The following is a 21,514-nucleotide window of genomic DNA, read 5'->3' as shown; positions in this document are numbered from 1 at the left end:
ATTGACTGCTCCAATCCATTGTTACTAACGGTTTCTATCCCTTCATGTCGTTCCATCTCATCCGAGTTATCTGAGATCCTGCGAATAAGCGAGCATGCGTGAGTAATCCCGTTCAAATTGAGGGAGTCAGACTTGTCGTATCCCATTGGCTCAGTTAGCTAACTTAAGTTGACGAATAACGTATCCCCATGGCTCAGTTGGCTAATTTCAGTTGACGAATGACGTTTCCCCATGCTCAGTTGGCTAATTTCAGTTGACGAATGACGTTTCCCCATGCTCAGTTGGCTAATTTCAGTTGACGAATGACGTTTCCCCATGCTCAGTTGGATATGACGTAAAACGTTAGATCAGTTGGGTCAATTTGTTTTGCGTATACCTCCTACATATAAAATGGATTAATTTAACATCTACTGAGCGATGGGGATACGCTAATAAGGATGAAAGAGACTAGGACGCGTCAGAAAACTATATAATTGTATGCTATAATTTGAGAAAATAACTGGAGTATCAAAGAGAAAATAATCGAAATCTATGGAAAGGAATGCCGGGGAGGGGGGGTGCTTCGCCTGTGCACTATACATACTATTAGTAGTTATTTCAGGTCATAACTAGGTCATGTTAAAGATTAATTTCTGAAACGGTAAGCTTGTATGTTTTTTCGTATAAAGTTGTATTCCGATCATCGCAATTACGGTTGTTTGTTTGTTTTATCGTATAAAATCCTTATGCTCAACCTATTATCGGGGTCGCTTTATATGATTTTTCGTATAAACTTGATCTCCTCCGGTACTTATTTGAATGTTTGTACGTTTTATCGTATAAAATCCTACTACACTCCCCCCTATTACAAATTTCACAGTAGATGTTAAGACCTCATGCGATAAAAGCCACGTCTGAACGACCTGGGGTCTATTGCTGCAACTTTTGTAAATGTAAAAAAACGATCCTATGATCGACTTTTCACATTTATATATATGTCTTCCAATTTTAAACGAACGATGTGATGAGTTTTAAGACACGTTCTAGTGTTGTGGTAAAAAAAACGCTGGTAGAAAATCAGGTTTATAAGACCGATTCTAGCAGCGTTGCTTGCTTCATTTAGATAGCGATCATTACCATTTGTTTAGCTAATTTCTAGCACAAATGTGTTGCTTACTTGATGAGCTTCGGGTAATGTGACGTGTAGTCCGTCAGCTTCATGTGACCATGTCAGTTCACGCGTATAGCCTAATAATTTTACAGATTCTACTGCTTTGTTATATAGTCTCAGAGATGATGCTAGTGATGTGATTTTCACTTTTCCGTCTTCTGGAATAGCAAGGATTAATGCGTATAGTTTACCAGCTTGAGTCGTAAAGCGAATGTCGGCAGACGTGAATGCCGCTCTTTTCGTATCGCTAAACGAACCACTGACTACTTCTGTTGGACCTTCGCCATATACTTTCCACGGACGTGTACTAAAAATAGCTTGCCCGTTTACATCTAGCCATTGACCGATATCCAGTAGCATTTGCTGCTCTTCTTCGGGAATCGTACCATCTGCACGCGGTCCAATATTTAATAATAATGCGCCATTTTTACTTACAATATCAACTAAGTCACCAATGATGCTTTCTGCTGTTTTGTATTTATGATTGGTAATATGACTCCAGGAATTTTCTGATACCGAAGTATCTGTTTGCCAAAACTCGTCTCGAATATCATCTAATTGACCACGCTCGACGTCGAAAACGGCAGTTCCTTTTTCAAAGGCTTTTTCTTTGTAGTTGATCGCTACTCCTCTGTTCCACTCATCCGCTTTGTTATAATAATAAGCAGCCATCCGTTGTAGGTATGATTTAAAGGCTGGTTGTTCAATCCACCAATCAAACCACACTATTTGCGGTTCATATTTTTCGATTAATTCTGTCGTTCTTCCTAACCAATCATCCAAAAACGGCTCATTCGGCTGTTGCTCTGGCTTCCATCCGTTTTGAACATCATTCGGCTGCGCTGGACCATACAAACCTGCATAACGTGGATCTTGTACATCGGAATCAAATTTCATACCACCGTTAAAAAACCACCAGTTTTCAGCTCGATGACTCGATAGCCCAAATACAAGATGATGTTTGCGTGCGGATTCTGCAAGCTCTCCGATAATATCTCTTTTTGGTCCCATTGTGCTTGCTTTCCACTCTGTCAAATCACTATCATACATTGCAAAACCATCATGATGCTCGGCAACAGGTACGATAAATTTTGCACCAGACTTTTTAAAAATATTCATCCATTCATCAGCATTAAACTTCTCCGCTTTAAACATCGGAATAAAATCTTTGTAACCAAATTCGCTTTGTGGACCATACGTTTGCACATGATGCATATAATCTGGCGTACCTTCTACATACATATGACGAGCGTACCACTCGCTACCGAATGCTGGTACTGAATATACACCCCAATGAATAAAAATTCCAAACTTCGCATCTTCATACCACTGCGGTATGTTATATTGCTGTAGTGACTCCCAATTCGACTTGAATCTACCTTCTTTATTTACTTCATTTACTCGTCCTAATTGACTTCTAAGGTTGTTTTTTTTGCTCATTTGTAATATCGCTCCTTGTATAAATTATTTTATATGAATGATGAGTTTAAATTCGACTCCTAGTAATCTGCTGCGATTGTTCGATATGAACGATTACCTGATGCAGCTGAGCTTCTCTATCTTCTGTCGGTCGCTCTTCCATATAGATGTCTCGCTCTGCTAGTAGTGGTGATATTTTCAATATTAGTGGCTCGGCTTGCAATTGCTCATAATAACGACTTAACCCGACTTGCCACGTCGTTCCACTGTAAAACTGATCAGCGACACACTTACCACCGATATATAACTGCGCAACGTCACCAATAAAATCAATTTCTAATATTACTTCATCACGTGAAGTGATATGCTGCAAATCTACCTTTATCATCCATTCGGGAGACTGACCATATTGATGCTCTTCTTCAAATAAATTAAAAAATATCGCATCATCCAATGGTTGATTGTCTTCTCGTTCATATTGAAGTGTGACTTCCTTATCCTCAGTAGGAGGAAGGATGAACCGTTGCCACACTTCGGAAGGCTGAGCTTTCATTTCCACCGCATCTACCATTAATGTTCCCACTTCTATCGGTGGGTAAATAGCTAGTTCACTATCTTCAGCAACTACTACTGATTCACTACTCGATTCACTGCTCGAAGAGGCAGACTGCTGCGCATTCGCTCGCTGTAATAATAGTGATTCGGGAGTGAACTGGATTGGATGCTTACACCTAACGATTCGTTCTCTCCCAAACAACTCGCCTTGCCACACCTGTAACGATTGCTCCTCTGTCAGCGTAACTACTTTTACACGCTGTCCAGTTGCTGTCGTAAACGTAAAGAAATGGTCTACAGTAGTTGAAGCTTGAGCTTGAGTTTGCGTCACCCGCACATATAGAGCATCTTCCTGTTTATCTTCTGTCACTACTATACCGGTTCCTTCCACTTGCTCCATCGTATGAGCGGCAAATCGATATTCCGCTGCCACATGACCAGCTGTAAAAAACAGATATAACATTTCTTGCTCGTTGTTTACTTTTGTTAATGGCTGTACGGTCGCATATTTCAACAAACTACCTTCCATATCCAAATTAAACGGCCAAAACATATACGTATTACTCGGAATGGTGACACCAGACTCTGTAATAGTTAGTGTTTCATCTGGTAAAGCAATATTAATTTGAACATTTTCGTGTGACGGCATATTGGTATGGCGCTGATAATTGTTAATAAATAAAAATCCTCGATTGCCATCGACACGAACAGCATAACGCAGTGTATCATTGTCATAGAGCGAAGCAGGTCGTTCGGCTGGAAAGATCGTTGTCATTTGCGCTAATGATTCGCCGTAGCTTGCCAAAAACAAATGAAGTCGGCGCATAGCATGATACGACGGTCTAATATAGCCAAATTCGCTTAATGGTGTTTGAAAATCATAGCTATATACCGGCAATCGATTCAGCTCATTATGCTCTTGCATCGTCGATAGCTTTCCATCTGGATTAATACCGCCATGATACATATAGTAGCCTAGCAAATTACAACCATTTCCAATCCGAACAGTAGCCATCGCTACTAGATCGTCCGCAGGTATAATAGGTCGGCGATGATACGTAATTTGTACGCCACCACCTAGCTCACAAGTGCCATTTGGATAACGTTCTATATTGCTTAAATCACCTTCCAGACCATCTTGATTGACAGGTATAACATCTGTACCTATTCCTGGATCGTTTCTAATACTATGAAAGAAATAGTGCAAGCTTGGTTCAAGTCGCTTTGTATGCTGTTCCCATGGATGATCTGGATATCCACCGAACAATGGCAATACTTCATCTTGTGGAATTTCTGCTCCACCTGGACCACCCCAACCAGTTACTGTGTATAGAGGGGCTTCCATTCCGATGGACAATGCTAACTTTTTCAGCTCATATAGATGAGGACCATTGTTCGTTAATTCATTATCAAATTGCAATCCAATAATCGGTCCACCATCTTTAAAATATAACTGCTCCAATTGCTGGTGAATTTGTTCATATAATAGTTTGGCATAATACAAATAATCAGGGTCATTCGTCCGCAAAGCACAACGTCCATAAATCCAATCGGGATATCCACCATTACGACATTCTCCATGTGACCACGGTCCTAACCGAACCAGTACATACAATTGATGCTTGGCACACAATGCAATAAACTTCCGTAAGTTACGATTACCAGTCCAATCAAATTCGCCTTCAATCTCTTCATGATGAATCCAAAATATATAAGTAGCTACAATTTGAATGCCGCCAGCTTTCATCTTGCGTATCTCTTGTTCCCACAACTCGTGAGGATAACGAGAAAAATGCATTTCCCCCATAACCGGTAGCCATGGCTTACCATTACGCGTAATATAACGATTATTTACATCGATAACTTCTCCAGTAGGATTAGCTCCACCCATTCGCAAATGCCCTTCTAGCAATGCGGGTGTTGCTGCTATTTGCTGTGCCTCATTCGCTTGCAACGTTACGATCATCTTTTCTACTTCCTTTCAAAATAGATAATTTTTATTAACCGTTTATTTTACTCGCAAGTGATATTGCTTTCCTCGTTGTACAGCAAATTCATACTGGTAATAGCCATCGACTAATTGCGTTTCTTGACAAGGTAGATCATCCATCAGTTGCAACCGATCTTTCGCCGCTACTTTACATACGCCATCAACACTAGCAGAAATCTCTACTGTATCGATCTTTTCAGCGGACCATTGGATCGCTACTTCATAACCGCCTCTTGCCCGCAAACCTTTCACCTGACCGGATGCCCACGATGTTGGAATTGCCGGCAATACCGTGATGATGCCATCATGGCTTTGCACGAGCATTTCTGCAACACCAGCAGTGTAGCCAAAATTTCCATCGATTTGGAATGGTGGATGGGAATTGAATAAATTATCATTCGTTGATTGCTCAAACAACATTCTCACATACCGATATGCTTCTTCGCCGTCATACAAACGCGCCCACATATTAATCGTCCAGGCACAACTCCATCCCGTATGCGCACCCCCATGCTCGACTCGTCGCTGAAGCGTCGTTTTGCACGCTTCAGCGAGCGCTGGATTACTTCTTGGCGTAATGTCATAACCGGGATGTAGCGCGTATAAATGAGAAACGTGACGATGTCCAGGCTCGGCTTCTTCATAATCTTCGATCCATTCCTGCAATTGACCGTTCGCCCCGATTTGATAAGGTGGCAACTTCACGATAGCTTGCCTAATGTTCTCGATCAAACTATCAAGTTGCTGCGCACTATCGACATGAACAGCACTGTGAAACGGCTTATCGTTTCCATTATCATGCTTAACTAATTGCTCATTTGCCTGCAAACAAATAGTAAAAACATCACGAATAATAGCAATATCCATCGTCGTCATTTCACTGACACCAGATATATCACCTGTCGCCGTAAAAAATTTGTTTTCTGGCGTAGTAGATGGGCTCGTATATAAATAACCGCTCTCATGTTCAAATAACCAATCAAGTAAAAACTGTGCAGCCTCCGTCACAATCGGAACTACGGTTTCTCGTAAAAATATCCGGCTAGGCTGAAACTCATAATGCTCCCACAAATGTCGGACTAACCACGCACCACCCATTGGCCACATCGCCCATGAAACAGTATCCGGCATTTCGCCCGTTCGTCCAACAGGGGTAGTTTGTCGCCACAAATCGGTATTATGATGCGCCACCCAGCCGGACGCACCATAGTGCTCTTGCGCAGTCACACTACCCATTTTGCTCAAATCCGCTATCAAATCGAATAGTGGTTCATGACATTCTGCTAGGTTACATACTTCTGCCGGCCAATAATTCATCTCTGTATTAATATTAATCGTATAGTTGCTACTCCATGGTGGGCGCAAACTTTCATTCCATATCCCTTGCAAATGAAGCGGTTCGGTTCCCGGGCGTGAGCCAGCAATCATCAAATAGCGTCCATATTGAAATAGTAACGTTTCCATATACAAATCTTGCTCGCCTAATTTCATATCAATTAATCGCAAATCCGTTGGCTTCTGACGAACCGGGCTATCTAATGTGAATTGAACGCGACCAAATAGCTCCCGATGATCAGCAACATGTCTTTCAAGCAGGTTGTTCCATTGCATGGAAGTAACGACTTGACGCAGTGTTTGCTCACATATATTAATGGGATTTCGATTGCTAGTTGCCGGATCGACATCATACGAAACAAAACTAGTAGCGGCGTGAAGTAACAATACGATTTCTTTGGCATTACTAATGTGCAAACCATCAGCTTGCGTCGTAACTGTTCCATCGGCAAACTGTACCTCTACAATAGAAGCAAAGCGCATTCCTTCGCCCTCCGTAAAGATGACTGGCTCTCTCCCTGCTTGATTAAAGTAATTCGGATCGACATGACTTGGCGCAGTACCGCTTAATAGCATTTTGTTATCCAGTGTCTGTATTTCATATGGAAGTAAACTATCCATCGTTATATTCACCGATTGCCCATCAGGAGCGGTAGTTTCCAATCGAATAGCCATAACCAAATCAGGATGGGAACAAAAAACTTGTCTACTATATTGCGCACCAGCTCGTTCATACGAAACCGTTGCAATCGCTTGCTCCAAATCTAATGTTCGACGATAATTTTGCACATCACTAGCTGCATGATCTGTTGCTATAAGCAAATCTCCAAGTGGCATATACGATTGCGTAAACGGCCCTAACATAGTCGAAGTAATCACTTGTTCCGCTGCAACAAATTGCTTATCCGCAATCAATTGCCGAACTTCCGGCAAATGTGCTAGCGCTTCACTATTATTTGTATTTTTCGGTCCACCTGACCATAACGTGTCTTCATTCAGTTTAATTCGCTCTTGCTCGATCCCTCCGTACACCATACCACCAATGCGACCGTTACCAATCGGCAATGCTTCATCAAATTTTTCTGCTGCGTTACGATACCATAATTGAAGCGTTTCTGTCTGTTTCACGATTACATTCTCCTCCTCATCAAGCTAGCTTTGTCAAAAACTACTCGCTCATTATCCATGAACGGCATATCTCTAACGCCTATGCTACTCATTAATGTATAGTTGAACAATCTTTAAATGTAAGCATCCTTTGCAAAAGTGATAAGCAATTATTAAAGTAATAAGCAACTTTTAATAAATGTTCCCTATCGAGTAGAAATATCCTGCTCATCCATTGACAAAGCAGTACTACATTTATTATATTTGTACTGACCAGTCATTTCAAGGTAAATGTGATACTTTCTCCATAACGGAAAATAAACAGCACCTTTCAACTTTCACAACTTTTATCTATTAAGCAACAACACGTATCAATCAGCAGGAATAGACAATAACTATACAAGAGAATACAGGAGGTAATACAATGAAAGCAATTCGTACAGATGGTAGTCGCTTTATCGATAAAGATGGGAGACATGTTATTCTCCACGGTATTAGTATGGTTTGTAAAGATAAGTCTAAAAATTTTATAGACGATTGGACGGAAACCGACTTTGCTAAGTTAAAAGAATGGGGATTCAACGTTATTCGATTAGGCATTATTTGGGATGGTATCGAACCAGAGCCTGGAAAATATGATGATAACTATTTAGAAAATATTCGCAAATGGATGCAATTAGCAAACAAATATGATCAATATGTGTTTCTCGATATGCATCAAGATCTGTACAGCCAGCAATATGCCGATGGTGCACCAGACTGGGCTACTATGACAGACGAACACGTCTATCAAGCAACGGAGCTGTGGAGCGATGCTTACTTGTTCGATCGAGCAGTTCAAACGGCGTTTGACCACTTCTGGAATAATACAGCAGCTTCTGATGGCATTGGACTACAGGATCATTATGCTGCAGCTTGGGGTCATGCTGTCAAAACACTCTCTAACGAACCAAACTTAATCGGTTACGATATTATGAATGAACCATTTATCGGCTCCGACGTTTACAACATTGTCGTTAGTCTCTTCTCTCGCTTTGCCCAGCTAATGACAGATGCTACTGGACAACAAGTAGAGGTAGAACAACTATTTGAAGTATGGTTAGATCCAGAGAAAAAGATGGAAGCTCTCCAAATGCTAGATGATCCAGCTGCATACGGCTCTGTTATGAATGCTGCTGGTGAAGCGCAAGCTTACTTCGAGCGCGAGGTGTTATCACCTTTCAATAACAAAGTGGCTGCCGCTATTCGTGAAGTAGACCAGCATGGCATTCTATTTTTGGAAACAAACTATTTCTCTAATATGGGAGTAGAAAGTTCGATTGCCCCTGTAACTAACGCAGCAGGAATTCGTGATGCCGAACAGTGTTATGCACCGCATGGTTATGATCTTGTTACTGACTCGGACTTCGTCCATGCTGCTAATAATGATAGAATTGACTTTATTTTCGAACAACACGAGAAAACAAGACAACGTCTTAACATGCCGATGATGATCGGGGAATGGGGTGCTTATGGTGAATCCGAAATAGCAGAAGCAGCTGCACTTCACATTCAAACCGTATTCGAGAAACTACTTGTAAGCGATGCGTATTGGTGTTACCTCTATCCAGAAATGGATCGCTATTCTTCCTTCAAAGGAGTACAGCGTAGTTATCCGATGGCTGCATCTGGACCGATCGATTCCTATTCCTTCGTACATGCAACGAATACATTCCAACTTGCTTGGCAAGAAGATGCTAGCGTAACAGCGCCAACTGTTATTTATTTCCCTAATTTAGCTGCCACTCAGCAAACTTCGCTGACAATCGATAACAACAATGGAGCTGGCAATTATGAATGGGTTGCTTTTGACGATGGAGTTGGCGGACTACTCGTTATCCAACCAATTGGTGGCGGAGCTAGAAAAGTCCAAATCGGATAATACCCTCAAAGTTGTGCTATAATTTAATGAAATAAAAAGCACGTCATAGATGAGGAGCGATTACTAGATGAGCAAAGACAAAATAGTTGATGCTGCCATTAAGCTATTTTCTGAGCTTGGTTATCATAGAACGAGCATGGACGATATCGCCAAAGAAGCAAATGTTGCCAAAGGCACACTATATTATCACTTCACAGGAAAAGGTGAATTGTTCGAAGTGATCGTTACTAGCGGTATGCATATGCTGCGCGAAAAAGTAGATCAAGCATTGACAGAAGATAGTGATCCTGATCAATTAATTCGTACTATCGTTAGCAAGCATATCGAATTATTTTCGCAATATAGTGAACTTGTCCATATTATTTTTAACGAAATGACTAATGGTATTGAACCGCCAATTTTGGAACGCATCAATAAACTGAAACAAGAATATATTAATTTCTTGTCGGGTGTCCTGACGTTTGGATATACCGACGGCGCTTTAAAGAAATTCAATAGCGATATTGCCGCAGCCGGGTTGCTAGGCATGCTAGAAAGTGCTTGCATGTATGTTGTCAGCAGCAATGGTAAATATACGATTGACGATTTACATGAAACCGTCAATGAACTAATATTACCTGCCTTGCTCCGAAATTAACTTATATGATAGGCTGTTCCTTCTAACGAGTCGCTGCTTGCGTAGCAGAAGACATTAGAAGGATACAGCCCTATTTATTAAATAGCTTCTAGTTAATTTTATTAATTGTCGTCGTGCAATGTAAGTTCGATTACCGTATTACGTTTATCAGGCAGCTGGTACGTATTGTGCTCTGGTCTTGCAAAGTTAATAAATGCATCATCTACGAACAATTGTGCATTCCATGGAATCGAAATGAACATTTCTGATCCATCAGCTAGTACACGTGCTTTTTTCACTTTACCTGCTAAGCCCGGTAAGTTAATCGGTCCAATCGACTGCTCAAATACGTGTGCATATATTTTGTTACCTTTTCTCGTATAACGACCCCACTCTGGTTGAGGTAAATCAGTATAACTACAGCCGTATATACTTTCACCGTTTGCGGTCATCCACTCGCCTACTTCTTCCAAAATCTCGAGAGATTGTACTGGAATTTCACCTTGCGCATTCGGTCCGACATTCAGTAACAAGTTGCCATTTTTACTTACACACTCTACCAGTTTGCGAATAATAGTCTCTGGCGACTTATAGTTAAGGTCGTTCGCTGCATATCCCCAGTTATTGTTGAGCGTAACACATGCTTCCCAAGGAATAGCGTTGCCTTTCTCATCCATCACACCTTGTGGCGGAATAATTTGCTCTGGAGAAGCAAAGTCACCGGCATACACTTCAGGATTGCTCGTATAAATACTTGCTCCTTGCTCGCCGTTCACTTCCAAACGGTTATCGATAACAATATGTGGTTGGTTTGATCGCATCATTTCGATCAATTCCGTTGAACGCCATTTTTCAGCTGTCATCTCATCATAAGAGAAGTCAAACCACATAATGTCCAAATGACCATACTCGGTTACCAATTCTTTTACTTGACCATGCATATATGTTAAATAGTTTTCAAATGTAGCTGGATCACGTTTAAAATCTTCATTGTTACGCATTGGATGATGACGATCGCCATAAGCTGGATAATCTTCGTGGTACCAATCAATGATCGAATAGTATAAACCAACTTTAATTCCTTCTTCACGGAATGCTTCCAAAAACTCTCGAACAAGGTCACGTCCAGATGGCGTTTTAGTTGATTTGTAATCTGTTAGCTTACTATCAAACAAACAAAAACCATCGTGATGCTTTGCTGTAAGAACCGCATATTTCATGCCTGCTTGTTTCGCTGCTTTTGCCCATTCTTTCGGATTATAGCGCTGTGGATTAAACTCATCAAAATAAACTTGATAGTCTTCTACTGACATCTGCTCATTACAACGCAGCCATTCTCCTCTTGCTGGAATCGCATACAAGCCCCAGTGTATAAACATTCCAAACCGATCTTCCATAAACCATTGTGTTCTTTCTGTACGTTCAGCAATCAATTTGTTAGTCATTATGAATTCTCCTCCACCTGAGTGATATGATTTTATAAAATTAATATCGCTTATATTCAACAGTGTAACAATCATTTGGTATAATCAATAGACAGACGATTAGCCTAGACGGGTATCAAATTAACTTTCTGAGGTGGACAAATGTTGCCAGTAAACACAAGTAGTAGTTACGTTGCAGAGTTACTCCATAATTTACAAGTACATCTAGTTAGTTCCTATTTTTCACATTGTCATCTCAAATGGCGTGAAATCGATTATATTCCTACTTATAATAAATTTTATTGGATTGTTGACGGGGAAGGATGGTTAAAAATTGGGGAAGACGAATACTATCCGAAAGCCGGACAATTATGTTTGATGCCTGCCAATGTGAAACAATCCTATTCGGTTATTAATGATAATACGTATCGTAAATACTGGTGTCATTTTACAGCTACCATTGGTGACTTGGATTTATTTCAGTGGCTCGCTGTCCCACATTGCTTAACGATTAAACATAACCAACAACAGTTGCATCAATTTTTCAAAGAACTAACGCATCTCTACGAGGATGATTCTCTAACTGCTCGCATTCGCGAAAAAGCTATTCTATTAGAAATTATTGCTGCTTTTTTAAACGAAGCTGAACCGGCAATGCAATTTGTGGCAAACCGAACGCAAGATTTGGATCGTTTGCAATCCATCGAACATTTCATTCAAGAGCATTTGGCTGAACCAGTCACATTAGAACAAATTGCTAAACACGTACATCTGCATCCTAATTATTTGGTTCGTTATTTCAACAAACACTTTGCTGTCTCACCACTAAAATATTTGAACCGCAAACGAATGCAAAAAGCTTCCGCTTTGCTCAGTACAACGTCACTTCCTGTACGAGAAATTGCCGAACAAGTCGGCTTTTCTGATACGAACCATTTTGCCAAAGCATTCCGCAAAGAAAACAGCTGTTCTCCAACAGAGTACCGTCTGCAAGTACGCAAAAGTTTGTAATCAAAGGTAGTCGCATGCAGGTGTAGAGATGTCATATTAGACTATATAAAAAAATAAACCGTACAGGCTAGCTGCTTACTTACCATGCAGCACCACTAGCATTGTACGGTCTTACTATTTATGAGCTACTATTTCTCAAAGCCACACTTTCGCTCTGCCAAATTTATTTCTTTTATAATAGCTAAGTCCACTTTCGGTTGTCGATCTTCAGTTAGTAGTCCATTTACTTCTTGTTGCACATCTGACACTTGTGTATAGCAGTAGCCACATACGTAATCCAAATCTTTGATCGCTTGTGTAATAGCGCGGAATCGCTCGACAAATTCTTCCTTAGAAGCTACTTGATTACCATATCCCCATCCACTCTCATGCTTAAAGGCAATTCCACCAAATTCACTAATAATAATCGGTTGCTCTCGATAAGAGTAACCTGTTGCAAAAGCTAATTTAGAACGCGAAAAGGAGACTCGATTGCCTACAATTGCTTGTTTATCGCTATACCGTTTGCTCAGCAACTCTCCTAATTCTTCATAATCATGTAGTGTCAAAATATCCGATATCGTATGTTCCCAACCATCGTTTACAACGACTGGTCGATAAGCATCTATCGATTTGGTCAAATGATAGATCGCTTCTGTAAATTGCTGTTGCTCTACATCATTATATACGTTGGCAATTCCCCACGATTCATTAAATGGAAGCCAAGTGATAATAGAAGGATGATTGTAATGCTGGTTGACAATGTCGATCCATTCCGTAGTAAATCGCTTAACAGCTTCATCATTAAACTCATACGTAGCTGCCGCTTCAGACCACACAACTACACCTAGCACGTCACACCAGTACAAAAATCTTGCATCTTCAATCTTTTGATGTTTGCGCACACCGTTATAGCCCATCGCCATAATATTTTTAATATCATCAATAATTGCTTCTTCGGAAGGCGGTGTCAGGTGGCTATCTTGCCAGTACCCTTGATCGAGAATAAGTCGCTGATAAAACGGTTGATTATTTAACAATATTTTTCCATGTTCAATAGCGATCTTTCGCATACCAAAATACGAATGAACGGTATCCACGACTTGCCCATCTTCTTTCAGTAGAAACGATACCTCATATAACTGAGGACTATTCGGGCTCCAATGCGCTACTTTCCAGTCCAAATGTTGGTGCATCAATGACACAATCGTCGTAAACTGTTCTCGCTGCACCGTTTGTGTCATCTCCTGCAACACTTGCTCGTCAATCGATACGATTGTCGTGATCGAATACTTCGCTTGCGTGTTCGCTAAACCAGTGATCCAATAATCGAATTTCACACTAATATCATCATACAGTGGTGTCATTTTCACCTGATTTACAAACGTTGGATGAACGAATTCTAACCATACCGATTGCCAAATTCCTGTCGTTTGTACATACCAGCAGCCATAATTGTATTCTTTCCAGCGTTGCTTGCCCCGAGGTTGGGTACAACTATTACTGTCTTCTGCTTTTACAATGATTCTATTTTCCGAGTCCGGTTGAAGATATGCCGTTATATCAAACGAAAACGCCGAATATCCTCCTTGGTGCTGTCCAACAAATATACCGTTCACCCATACTTTTGCGACATAATCTACCGCTTGAAAGTGCAATATGACGTTTTTTTCTAACTGTTGTTTACTAATCGCCACTTGCTTTTGATACCACACATAGGGATGAAACGCCTCTTCTTGCATGCCACTCGCTTTCGTTTCATAGCTAAATGGTACTTGAATAATATGCGTAGGCGTAAATCCTTGCGGATAACCTAGCTGCTCCCCTACATCTTTATCATCAAATATAAAATCCCAGCTCCCATTCAAACTTTCCCATATTTCACGTACAAACTGTGGTCGCGGATAATCTTTGCGATAATGATCTTTCAAAGCCATACTATTCACCCTATCCTTTATATTTTTTATTATCACTCTCTATCAATCTTACGCACTTAGCCTTTTATACCAGTTAAACTAATTCCTTTGACGATCTGTCTTTCAAAAATTAAGAAAATGGCTACAATTGGTAAGGAAGCAACGGAGTTAATTACCATCGGTTTGACATAATCTTCAGTGAACTGATCCATTAATGTCGGAATACCCATCGGTAGTGTAAATAAGTTGTCATCGGTAATCGATAGAAACGGCCATAAGAAGTTATTCCACGAACCGATAAACGTAAGTATTGCCATAGAAGCTAGCGCCGGCCTTGTAAGCGGCAACATCATATGAAAGAAAATACGAACAATACCTCCACCATCTATTTGTACACTTTCTATTAAATCGTTCGGTACGCCATCAAAAAAGCTTTTTAGTACAATAATGGCTATTGGTGAAGCAAGTGCCGGTAATACTAAACCGGGGTAAGAGTTTAATATACTTAAATCTTTGGCCACTTGATACAACGGAATTAGCGTTGCCTCACCAGGTATAAGTAGACCTGATAATACGAATAAAAACATAAATGTTTTATAGCGAAATGGTATTTTGGATAAGACGAAACCTGCCATAGCAGCAATAATAATCGTAAATAACGTTACTAATAGTGCTACAAACAAACTATTCCATGACCATAGCAGTAGTTTTGTTTCGGTAATCACCTCCTGGTAAACTGCCAAAGAATAGGGAGGAGTAAACCAGTCTACGACAGTGACGATTTTCATCCCTTCTTGTTTAATGGAAACAACTAGCATCCAAATGAGCGGAATGACGAATATTGAAGCTACGACAAGGGAGATTATCCGGTATACCCATTTCATGCATCATCCGCTCCTTTTCGATTATTTAACCAGTATTGCAGTGCGGACATAGCTAGTAAAATAAAAGAATGCCCGACCGATGCCCAAAACTCCTGATCTTGCCACAATTTCTCATAGTTACTTAGACCAAGATACTCCATCTTATGGATGAGCGACCATTTGTAAAAACTCATCTCTACACCTTTGAGCATTGGCCATATCGTAAACAACAAGTAAATGGCAAGAAAGGGTAGCAAGAACAAAAGCGCCTGTACATCCGCCTTCATTTTGCTCATTTTCATATCCATTCACCCTCTGCTGTTAATTGTCGAGCACTTTTTGTATCTCTTTTTTCATACTAGCAATCGCTTGTTCCGGTGTCATTTTGTTCGCCCAAACTTCATTCAAATATTTAAACATCGCCAAGTCACGTAGCTGCCAATTTTTCGTCGATAGCTTATTGAATTTAACAGTATCTGCTACCGCTGCATAATCACTGCGATAAGGCATTGCTTTATATTCCGCATTTTCTAATACGGCAGGTTTGGCTGGAATATGCCCTGCTTTTGCCCATATTTGTCCGTTTTCCGCCATCCAATCAGCAAAGGTAATAGCCGCAAGTTGCTTTTGCTCATTCTCTTTTTTCGACAATGGCAATATGATCGTGTGCGAATCGCCCCAAGTCGCTGGCTTATCATATAGTTGCGGCAATGGCATTGCACCAAACTCCAAGTCTTTTGTACTTTCCCATGTTCCTGTCGCCCAAACTCCAGTCATCATTATTGCTGCCGTTCCACTTTGAAAGTTTTTATAGAAATCGGGATCATTTTCTTTTATAAACTTGCTTTTATATAGATTTTGAATATAAGTCGCTGCTTGCACCGCTTTCGTATCATCTACTTGCTCTTTTTGCAAACTGTCATCTATAATGTCATCCCCACCAAGTTGTGCATACAGTGCCCACCAAAAGCGAAATGGGTCATCATTGTTTGGAGATAGTGCTAATGGCGTTATTCCTTTTGGCAATTTCTCTTGTAATTGCTGTAAAAACGTAACGAATGATTCGGCGTCTGCTTCAAAGGCAGGAGTTCCGTCTTCTTGCAATAATCCAGCATCTCTGAGCAATTTTTTGTTGTAGTACATAATGAACGGGTGTGTATCTATTGGAATAGCATAGTGAACATCATCGACGATGGCGGCAGCTAGTAAGTTTTGATTGTATGTCGAAAAATCAATTCCCGCAGTGGACGCTATATCGTCGAGCGGACTTACAACTCCTTGATCAATTAAATCAGGCAAGCGAGACGTATGAGAAATACCAATATCCGGCCCATTACCATTCCCTACTGCTGTAACTAGCTTGGTGTAATATTCAGCCCACTCTAGCTTCGTATTTTTGACAACGATATCCGGATGTTCTTTGTTAAATAAATCGATCATTGCTTGCATATTGTCGCCGTCTCCGCCAGAAAATAGCGTCCAAAACGATAATGTTACTTTATCTCCGCTATTTCCCCCACTAGAATTGGAGCTACAAGCTCCTAACATTAACGCGCTTACTAGCAACAATGCTGTAACTAACCGCCATGATCTTCGCATCCTCTTTCTCCCCTTTTCATTAATATCATTAAATCATAAACAAAATACTTGGTTTGTTACAATTATTATATTTATTAATGAAAATTATATGACAATAACTTTACTTTGCCAACGCTTTCATATCGTTTTATTGTAATAATTGATCTGTAAAACAAAAAAACAAGACGTTGATTATATACTTTCTATAACCAACGTCTTATCGCAACTAGTCATTATTTAATTTATAGTGTACTTTCATTATTATCCCTTGTTCATAATCGCCAAATTGTCGACCGAATAAATTAACACCACCTCGATGCAATGCATCTTGTTTTACACCGATTTTCAACTTAATATTTGGTCGATGCTCCAGTTGTAGGTCAAGTAGTTTCACATCGGAAAGTTTCGTCATATCGAGCGTTGTACGCTCTCGATCAACACGCCACGTTTTTAGCAATCCATATTGTGTATTCGTTCTTTCCTTCCACCATAACGGATTGAGTTTTCCTTTTCGTTCACCAAAGTCGCCCGGACTAGTCCAATGACCAAGCTCCACGTCATTAATCCAAACGGATATATCTGAAGGCCAGTCGTGATCATAATTTGGCGCTTCCGAACATAGCTCCATGGAAAATTCAATAGCTTCTATCGTTGCTTGTTGCGGTGTTTCCAGTGGCAGTAAATATTCAACAAATCCTTTGCGAAACCAAATAATACCGGCATTAATGTGCAATGGATGATAGAAACTTGCCGGCTCATCTTCCTGCACTAATAGCTCCTCTACACTAGCCATTCCGCATGTCGGATATACTTCACAATTGCTGTACTGACCAATTGGCATTTCTATTTGATACAGCTGTAAATCGCCCACAGGTTGATTGAATTTGGTGTTTAATGCCATGTGCACATCATCATAACTACGCGTACATACTTTCATCGCTCCACGTACCGCTGGTAACAATTCTGTATGAATTAATTCAGCTGCCTCCAATATTTTTACATTATTAGCTACAGTAGACACTGGTAATGAAAGTGCATCTGAAATTTCTAGTACGTTCATACTACGGTCATTCAACAACCGAAGCATGTCCACTCTCGCTCTTGTAGATAAGGCATGTGCTACTCGGACAAGTTGATCGGGATCATGCATCCCTACTTGAAGCATCTTCATCACCTACCTATATTCATGTTCTTCTTCCATTATTTTGTTGAAGTCCGTTTATTATAATAGCATTATCTGGTTTAATGCAAGATTTTTGTAACAAATGAACATAAAAAAGATGTTACCGCACACATAATGCTGCCGGCAACACCTCCATTACTTCCATCCAACACCGTTGTAACTACTAATTACGGTAATTTTTTTCCTGATGCTCGATATATTTCATACCACTGTTCACGACTCAACTGTACGTTCGACGCTTGTGCCATTCCTTGCACTCGTTTTTGTTGCGTTGTCCCAATGACAACTTGCATTTGAGCTGGATGACGCAATATCCAAGCAACAGCAACGGCTTCCACCGTTACTTGCTGTTCAGCAGCAATTCGCTCAAGCACTTCATTTAAAGCAGCGTATTTCTCATGACCGATAAAAATTCCCTCGAAAAACCCATACTGCAATGGTGACCACGCTTGAATCGTCATATTTTGTAAACGACAATAATCTAGCACTTGTCCATCTCTATTAATCGCTTCCGCATTTTCCATATTCACATTCAGTCCAACATCAATCATGCTGGCATTAGTCACACTAAACTGCAATTGATTAGCTACTAATTTTACAGATAATGACTTATTCAATAATTCAATTTGACCTGGATGATGATTACTTACACCAAACTGACGAACTTTTCCGGAAGACTGTAATTGCTGGAATGCTTCAGCCACTTCCTCTGGCTCCATTAAAGCATCTGGGCGATGCAACAATAATATATCTAAATAGTCTGTTTGTAATCTATGTAGTATTTGATCAACCGACTGTAAAATGTGTTCCTTTGAAAAATCGAAAAATCCTTGGCGAATACCACATTTTGATTGTAAAATCATTTGTTCTCGCTTAATTGAAGTTAGTTTCAGCGCTTCAGCAAATACTTGTTCCGACTGTCCTCGACCATATATATCCGCATGATCAAACATATTAATCCCAGCTTCAAATGCCGTCTCTATTAATCGTGCTACATCATTATGTTCCATCTGTGCAATCCGCATACAACCAAGTGTAACCGCAGAGCCATGTATACCGCTTCCGCCAATATTAATATATTTCACTATTATCTAACCCCTTTTCATAGAAATGATAAAGCACTCGTTTCTATCGTATACTTTTTCTCGCATAATGGAAAGTTTTAATGATAAAACTCATTACTGTTACTAGTCATATAGTCTCAAGAAGAAGACCTTTTCACCTCTTTATTGTCCGATTGCTATTGTTTAACTTCCGTTTTATTTTAAATAATGAATTTTCCCTCTTTTTCAGCTACCATTTTGATTAATATCACTATAATTGTTTCAATTGTGCGAACTACTACAACGTAACAGAAATCATTTCTATTTACAGTAACTTATGATATTGCCAAGACTAGCCCTTATTGATTATAGTAGTAGGAATATACTATATAATAAGCTAGGCGGGGGGAGATAAAATGACCAATAACGACTTAAGAACTAGTATAAAAATGTCGATTCGTGTCAAATTAATTACTATTTCACTGTTATTACTCGTAGTACCTTTATCTGTATTAGGAATTACTTCCTATAATGTGTCTAAAAAAGAAACCGAATCTTTAATTCAAAGCAACCTGAGTACTAGCGTACATATGGCGATAGAAATCATTGAAAAGCTTAATGAATCTGTCCAAAACAACATGATGAGTAAAGAAGCTGCGCAAGAGCAGGTAAAACAAATGATACTCGGTGAAAAAGCAAACGATGGTACTCGCCCATTAAATTCCGCTATTGATTTTGGAGAGAATGGTTATTTCTTTATCATTGACGAGAAAGGAACATTGCTGGCCCATCCTTTTTCTGAAGGACAAAATATTTTTAATAACAAAGCATCTGACGGAACATTTTATATACAAGAATTAATTCAAGCGGCGACTCAAGGTGGTGGGTTCGTAGAATATCCATATCCATTGCCAAATAAAAATGACAATAGTGCCTATCTTGAAACGTCAGCTAATCAAAAAGAAACGAGCAGTAAAGAAGCAGTGAAGCTATCTTATGCGAAAGTTGTGCCAGAATGGGATTGGATCGTATCCGCTGGTTTTTACAAACAAGACTATAACTCTGGTCAAACCAATATTTTGAAATCGATTGTGCTCATTTTAGTTATCTGTACAGTTATCGGCAGTATATTGCTCTTGTTATTTGCTCGCCATCTCATTAACCCGATTATTAAAATTAAACGAGAAGCAGAACAAATCGCAGCTGGTAACTTAAGTGGACAACCGCTTATTATTCGTAATCGTGATGAAATTGGACAGCTTGGCGTATCTTTTAATACTTTAAAAGAAAATTTGCAGCATTTGATCGGAAATCTTTCGCTTAGTTCCCATACGCTAGCCGCTTCTTCTAATCAACTATCAGTCGTGACAGAAGAAACGATTCAAGCGATTAATCATACTACTAATGCCATTACTGAAGTGGCGAATAATAACGAGATGCAAGCAAAATCTACACAAGAAACAGCTACTGCCATGGATGAAATGGCGATTGGAATTGGTAGAGTTGCAGATGCGTCCTCTAGAGCTTACGAGTTGTCTTCTACTACGCTTGATCAAGCAAAAGATGGCAATGAACGTACAATAGCTGCAACGAATCAAGTCCAGGTATTAAGTGGTACGGTGCAAGAATTAAGTGTTTCTATTGCACTCTTAATGAAACAATCTGCACAAATTGAAGATATCGTTAATGTGATAAAAAGTATTTCGAGTCAAACCAACCTACTAGCACTTAATGCTGCCATCGAAGCATCAAGAGCAGGGGAACATGGTCGAGGATTTGCAGTGGTCGCGGGTGAAGTGCGTAAACTGGCAGAAATGACTAATCAATCTGCTGAACAAATTACAGAGCTAGTCGATAACATTCGCGGCAACGTATTTACAACTTCTGCAACGATGAAGAAAAGCGAACATGAATTTTCCAATGCCATATTAGCTATTCAAGAGTCCAGTAGACGCTTTGATACAATTGTTGATTCTACCCAGTCTGTCGTTGATCAAATTCAAGATGTATCGGCAGCAGCACAACAAATGTCTGCAAGCTCGGAAGAAATATCCGCTGCTATTCATGAAATCGAGCATATTTCATTACGTACAGCCGGCGCAGCCCAAAACGTATCAGCTGCCGCTGAAGAACAGCTTGCTTCCATGGACGAAATAGCATCCTCTATTGAAAAATTAAAATCAATGTCCACTAATATGGAAGAACAATCGGATAAGTTTAAATTGTAAATAGGTAAACTTAAACAGTCTACTAAGTTACAAAAATCCTACAAAAGAGTTGATGCAGCGACTCTTTTGTAGGATTCTTTTTTCGTTATATATTATGTTTGGTGAATTACCTTCACATCATATAATACTATTGCCATAATATATCCACCATGTTCATCGTCTATGCTTAAATTAGTAAAATACTGCTTTCACTACA

14 protein-coding genes are annotated in these 21,514 nt (G+C 39.9%); 4 read left to right on the top strand and 10 right to left on the bottom strand.

All coding sequences use genetic code 11. The features are described from left to right. Nucleotides 1-1,123 precede the first annotated feature (1,123 nt). From ACFSTH_RS12720 to ACFSTH_RS12710, 3 genes are read right to left on the bottom strand one after another with little or no spacing between them, the layout of a single operon-like run. Nucleotides 1,124-2,590 (bottom strand): alpha-L-fucosidase, encoded by a 1,467-nt coding sequence (locus tag ACFSTH_RS12720; protein WP_377770359.1) that lies wholly within the window; start codon nucleotides 2,588-2,590, stop codon nucleotides 1,124-1,126. Between the two features lie 46 nt (nucleotides 2,591-2,636). Further along, nucleotides 2,637-5,090: a beta-galactosidase gene (locus ACFSTH_RS12715; protein WP_377770357.1), complete on the bottom strand. Its 2,454-nt coding sequence runs from the start codon at nucleotides 5,088-5,090 to the stop codon at nucleotides 2,637-2,639. A 42-nt stretch (nucleotides 5,091-5,132) separates the two neighbouring features. Then, nucleotides 5,133-7,577: a glycoside hydrolase family 95 protein gene (locus ACFSTH_RS12710; RefSeq protein WP_377770355.1), complete on the bottom strand. Its 2,445-nt coding sequence runs from the start codon at nucleotides 7,575-7,577 to the stop codon at nucleotides 5,133-5,135. 403 nt (nucleotides 7,578-7,980) lie between these two features. Here ACFSTH_RS12710 and ACFSTH_RS12705 point away from each other — a divergent pair, with 403 nt between their 5' ends. Continuing rightward, on the top strand, nucleotides 7,981-9,477 hold the full coding sequence (locus tag ACFSTH_RS12705) for a cellulase family glycosylhydrolase (protein WP_377770353.1): 1,497 nt from the start codon (nucleotides 7,981-7,983) through the stop codon (nucleotides 9,475-9,477). 67 nt (nucleotides 9,478-9,544) lie between these two features. After that, a complete protein-coding gene (locus tag ACFSTH_RS12700) occupies nucleotides 9,545-10,114 on the top strand; it encodes a TetR/AcrR family transcriptional regulator (protein WP_377770351.1) in 570 nt (189 codons plus the stop codon). Between the two features lie 101 nt (nucleotides 10,115-10,215). Here ACFSTH_RS12700 and ACFSTH_RS12695 read toward each other — a convergent pair whose 3' ends face one another. Beyond that, complete coding sequence (locus ACFSTH_RS12695; protein ID WP_377770349.1) at nucleotides 10,216-11,538, bottom strand: alpha-L-fucosidase; 1,323 nt, start codon at nucleotides 11,536-11,538, stop codon at nucleotides 10,216-10,218. 141 nt (nucleotides 11,539-11,679) lie between these two features. Here ACFSTH_RS12695 and ACFSTH_RS12690 point away from each other — a divergent pair, with 141 nt between their 5' ends. Next, nucleotides 11,680-12,528, top strand: coding sequence for an AraC family transcriptional regulator (locus ACFSTH_RS12690; protein ID WP_377770347.1), 849 nt, complete (start codon nucleotides 11,680-11,682; stop codon nucleotides 12,526-12,528). Between the two features lie 128 nt (nucleotides 12,529-12,656). Here the strand turns inward: ACFSTH_RS12690 and ACFSTH_RS12685 are convergent, their stop codons facing one another. The 6 genes from ACFSTH_RS12685 to ACFSTH_RS12660 all read right to left on the bottom strand — a co-directional run bounded on the left by ACFSTH_RS12685 (nucleotide 12,657) and on the right by ACFSTH_RS12660 (nucleotide 19,132). Beyond that, nucleotides 12,657-14,444, bottom strand: a complete 1,788-nt coding sequence (locus ACFSTH_RS12685) for a glycoside hydrolase family 2 protein (RefSeq protein ID WP_377770345.1) — start codon at nucleotides 14,442-14,444, stop codon at nucleotides 12,657-12,659. Nucleotides 14,445-14,500: 56 nt separating this feature from the next. After that, nucleotides 14,501-15,307, bottom strand: coding sequence for a carbohydrate ABC transporter permease (locus tag ACFSTH_RS12680; protein WP_377770343.1), 807 nt, complete (start codon nucleotides 15,305-15,307; stop codon nucleotides 14,501-14,503). After that, nucleotides 15,304-15,588: a hypothetical protein gene (locus ACFSTH_RS12675; protein WP_377770341.1), complete on the bottom strand. Its 285-nt coding sequence runs from the start codon at nucleotides 15,586-15,588 to the stop codon at nucleotides 15,304-15,306. Before ACFSTH_RS12675 ends, ACFSTH_RS12680 begins: the two co-directional genes overlap by 4 nt. Nucleotides 15,589-15,607: 19 nt before the next feature. Continuing rightward, entirely contained in the window at nucleotides 15,608-16,885 is a 1,278-nt protein-coding gene (locus ACFSTH_RS12670) for an ABC transporter substrate-binding protein (RefSeq protein WP_377770339.1), read from the bottom strand. 205 nt (nucleotides 16,886-17,090) lie between these two features. Next, nucleotides 17,091-18,029: an ArsR/SmtB family transcription factor gene (locus ACFSTH_RS12665; protein ID WP_377770337.1), complete on the bottom strand. Its 939-nt coding sequence runs from the start codon at nucleotides 18,027-18,029 to the stop codon at nucleotides 17,091-17,093. Between the two features lie 185 nt (nucleotides 18,030-18,214). Further along, entirely contained in the window at nucleotides 18,215-19,132 is a 918-nt protein-coding gene (locus ACFSTH_RS12660; protein ID WP_377770335.1) for an aldo/keto reductase, read from the bottom strand. Nucleotides 19,133-19,506: 374 nt separating this feature from the next. Here ACFSTH_RS12660 and ACFSTH_RS12655 point away from each other — a divergent pair, with 374 nt between their 5' ends. Further along, entirely contained in the window at nucleotides 19,507-21,318 is a 1,812-nt protein-coding gene (locus ACFSTH_RS12655) for a methyl-accepting chemotaxis protein (RefSeq protein WP_377770334.1), read from the top strand. Nucleotides 21,319-21,514: the final 196 nt, after the last annotated feature.

The sequence above is a fragment of the Paenibacillus yanchengensis genome (assembly GCF_042684845.1).
In the GTDB taxonomy this organism is placed as follows: Bacteria; Bacillota; Bacilli; order Paenibacillales; family Paenibacillaceae; genus Pristimantibacillus; species Pristimantibacillus yanchengensis.
The sequence above is the reverse complement of the archived record's forward strand: the minus strand, read 5'-3'. Positions and strand labels throughout refer to the sequence as shown.

Bases quoted from the DNA above. Each gene is read 5' to 3' on its own strand.
- ACFSTH_RS12720 (WP_377770359.1), bottom strand. From the start codon at position 2,590: ATGAGCAAAAAAAACAACCTTAGAAGTCAATTAGGACGAGTAAATGAA.
- ACFSTH_RS12715 (WP_377770357.1), bottom strand. From the start codon at position 5,090: ATGATCGTAACGTTGCAAGCGAATGAGGCACAGCAAATAGCAGCAACA.
- ACFSTH_RS12705 (WP_377770353.1), top strand. From the start codon at position 7,981: ATGAAAGCAATTCGTACAGATGGTAGTCGCTTTATCGATAAAGATGGG.
- ACFSTH_RS12700 (WP_377770351.1), top strand. From the start codon at position 9,545: ATGAGCAAAGACAAAATAGTTGATGCTGCCATTAAGCTATTTTCTGAG.
- ACFSTH_RS12695 (WP_377770349.1), bottom strand. From the start codon at position 11,538: ATGACTAACAAATTGATTGCTGAACGTACAGAAAGAACACAATGGTTT.
- ACFSTH_RS12690 (WP_377770347.1), top strand. From the start codon at position 11,680: ATGTTGCCAGTAAACACAAGTAGTAGTTACGTTGCAGAGTTACTCCAT.
- ACFSTH_RS12685 (WP_377770345.1), bottom strand. From the start codon at position 14,444: ATGGCTTTGAAAGATCATTATCGCAAAGATTATCCGCGACCACAGTTT.
- ACFSTH_RS12680 (WP_377770343.1), bottom strand. From the start codon at position 15,307: ATGAAATGGGTATACCGGATAATCTCCCTTGTCGTAGCTTCAATATTC.
- ACFSTH_RS12675 (WP_377770341.1), bottom strand. From the start codon at position 15,588: ATGAAAATGAGCAAAATGAAGGCGGATGTACAGGCGCTTTTGTTCTTG.
- ACFSTH_RS12670 (WP_377770339.1), bottom strand. From the start codon at position 16,885: ATGCGAAGATCATGGCGGTTAGTTACAGCATTGTTGCTAGTAAGCGCG.
- ACFSTH_RS12665 (WP_377770337.1), bottom strand. From the start codon at position 18,029: ATGCTTCAAGTAGGGATGCATGATCCCGATCAACTTGTCCGAGTAGCA.
- ACFSTH_RS12655 (WP_377770334.1), top strand. From the start codon at position 19,507: ATGACCAATAACGACTTAAGAACTAGTATAAAAATGTCGATTCGTGTC.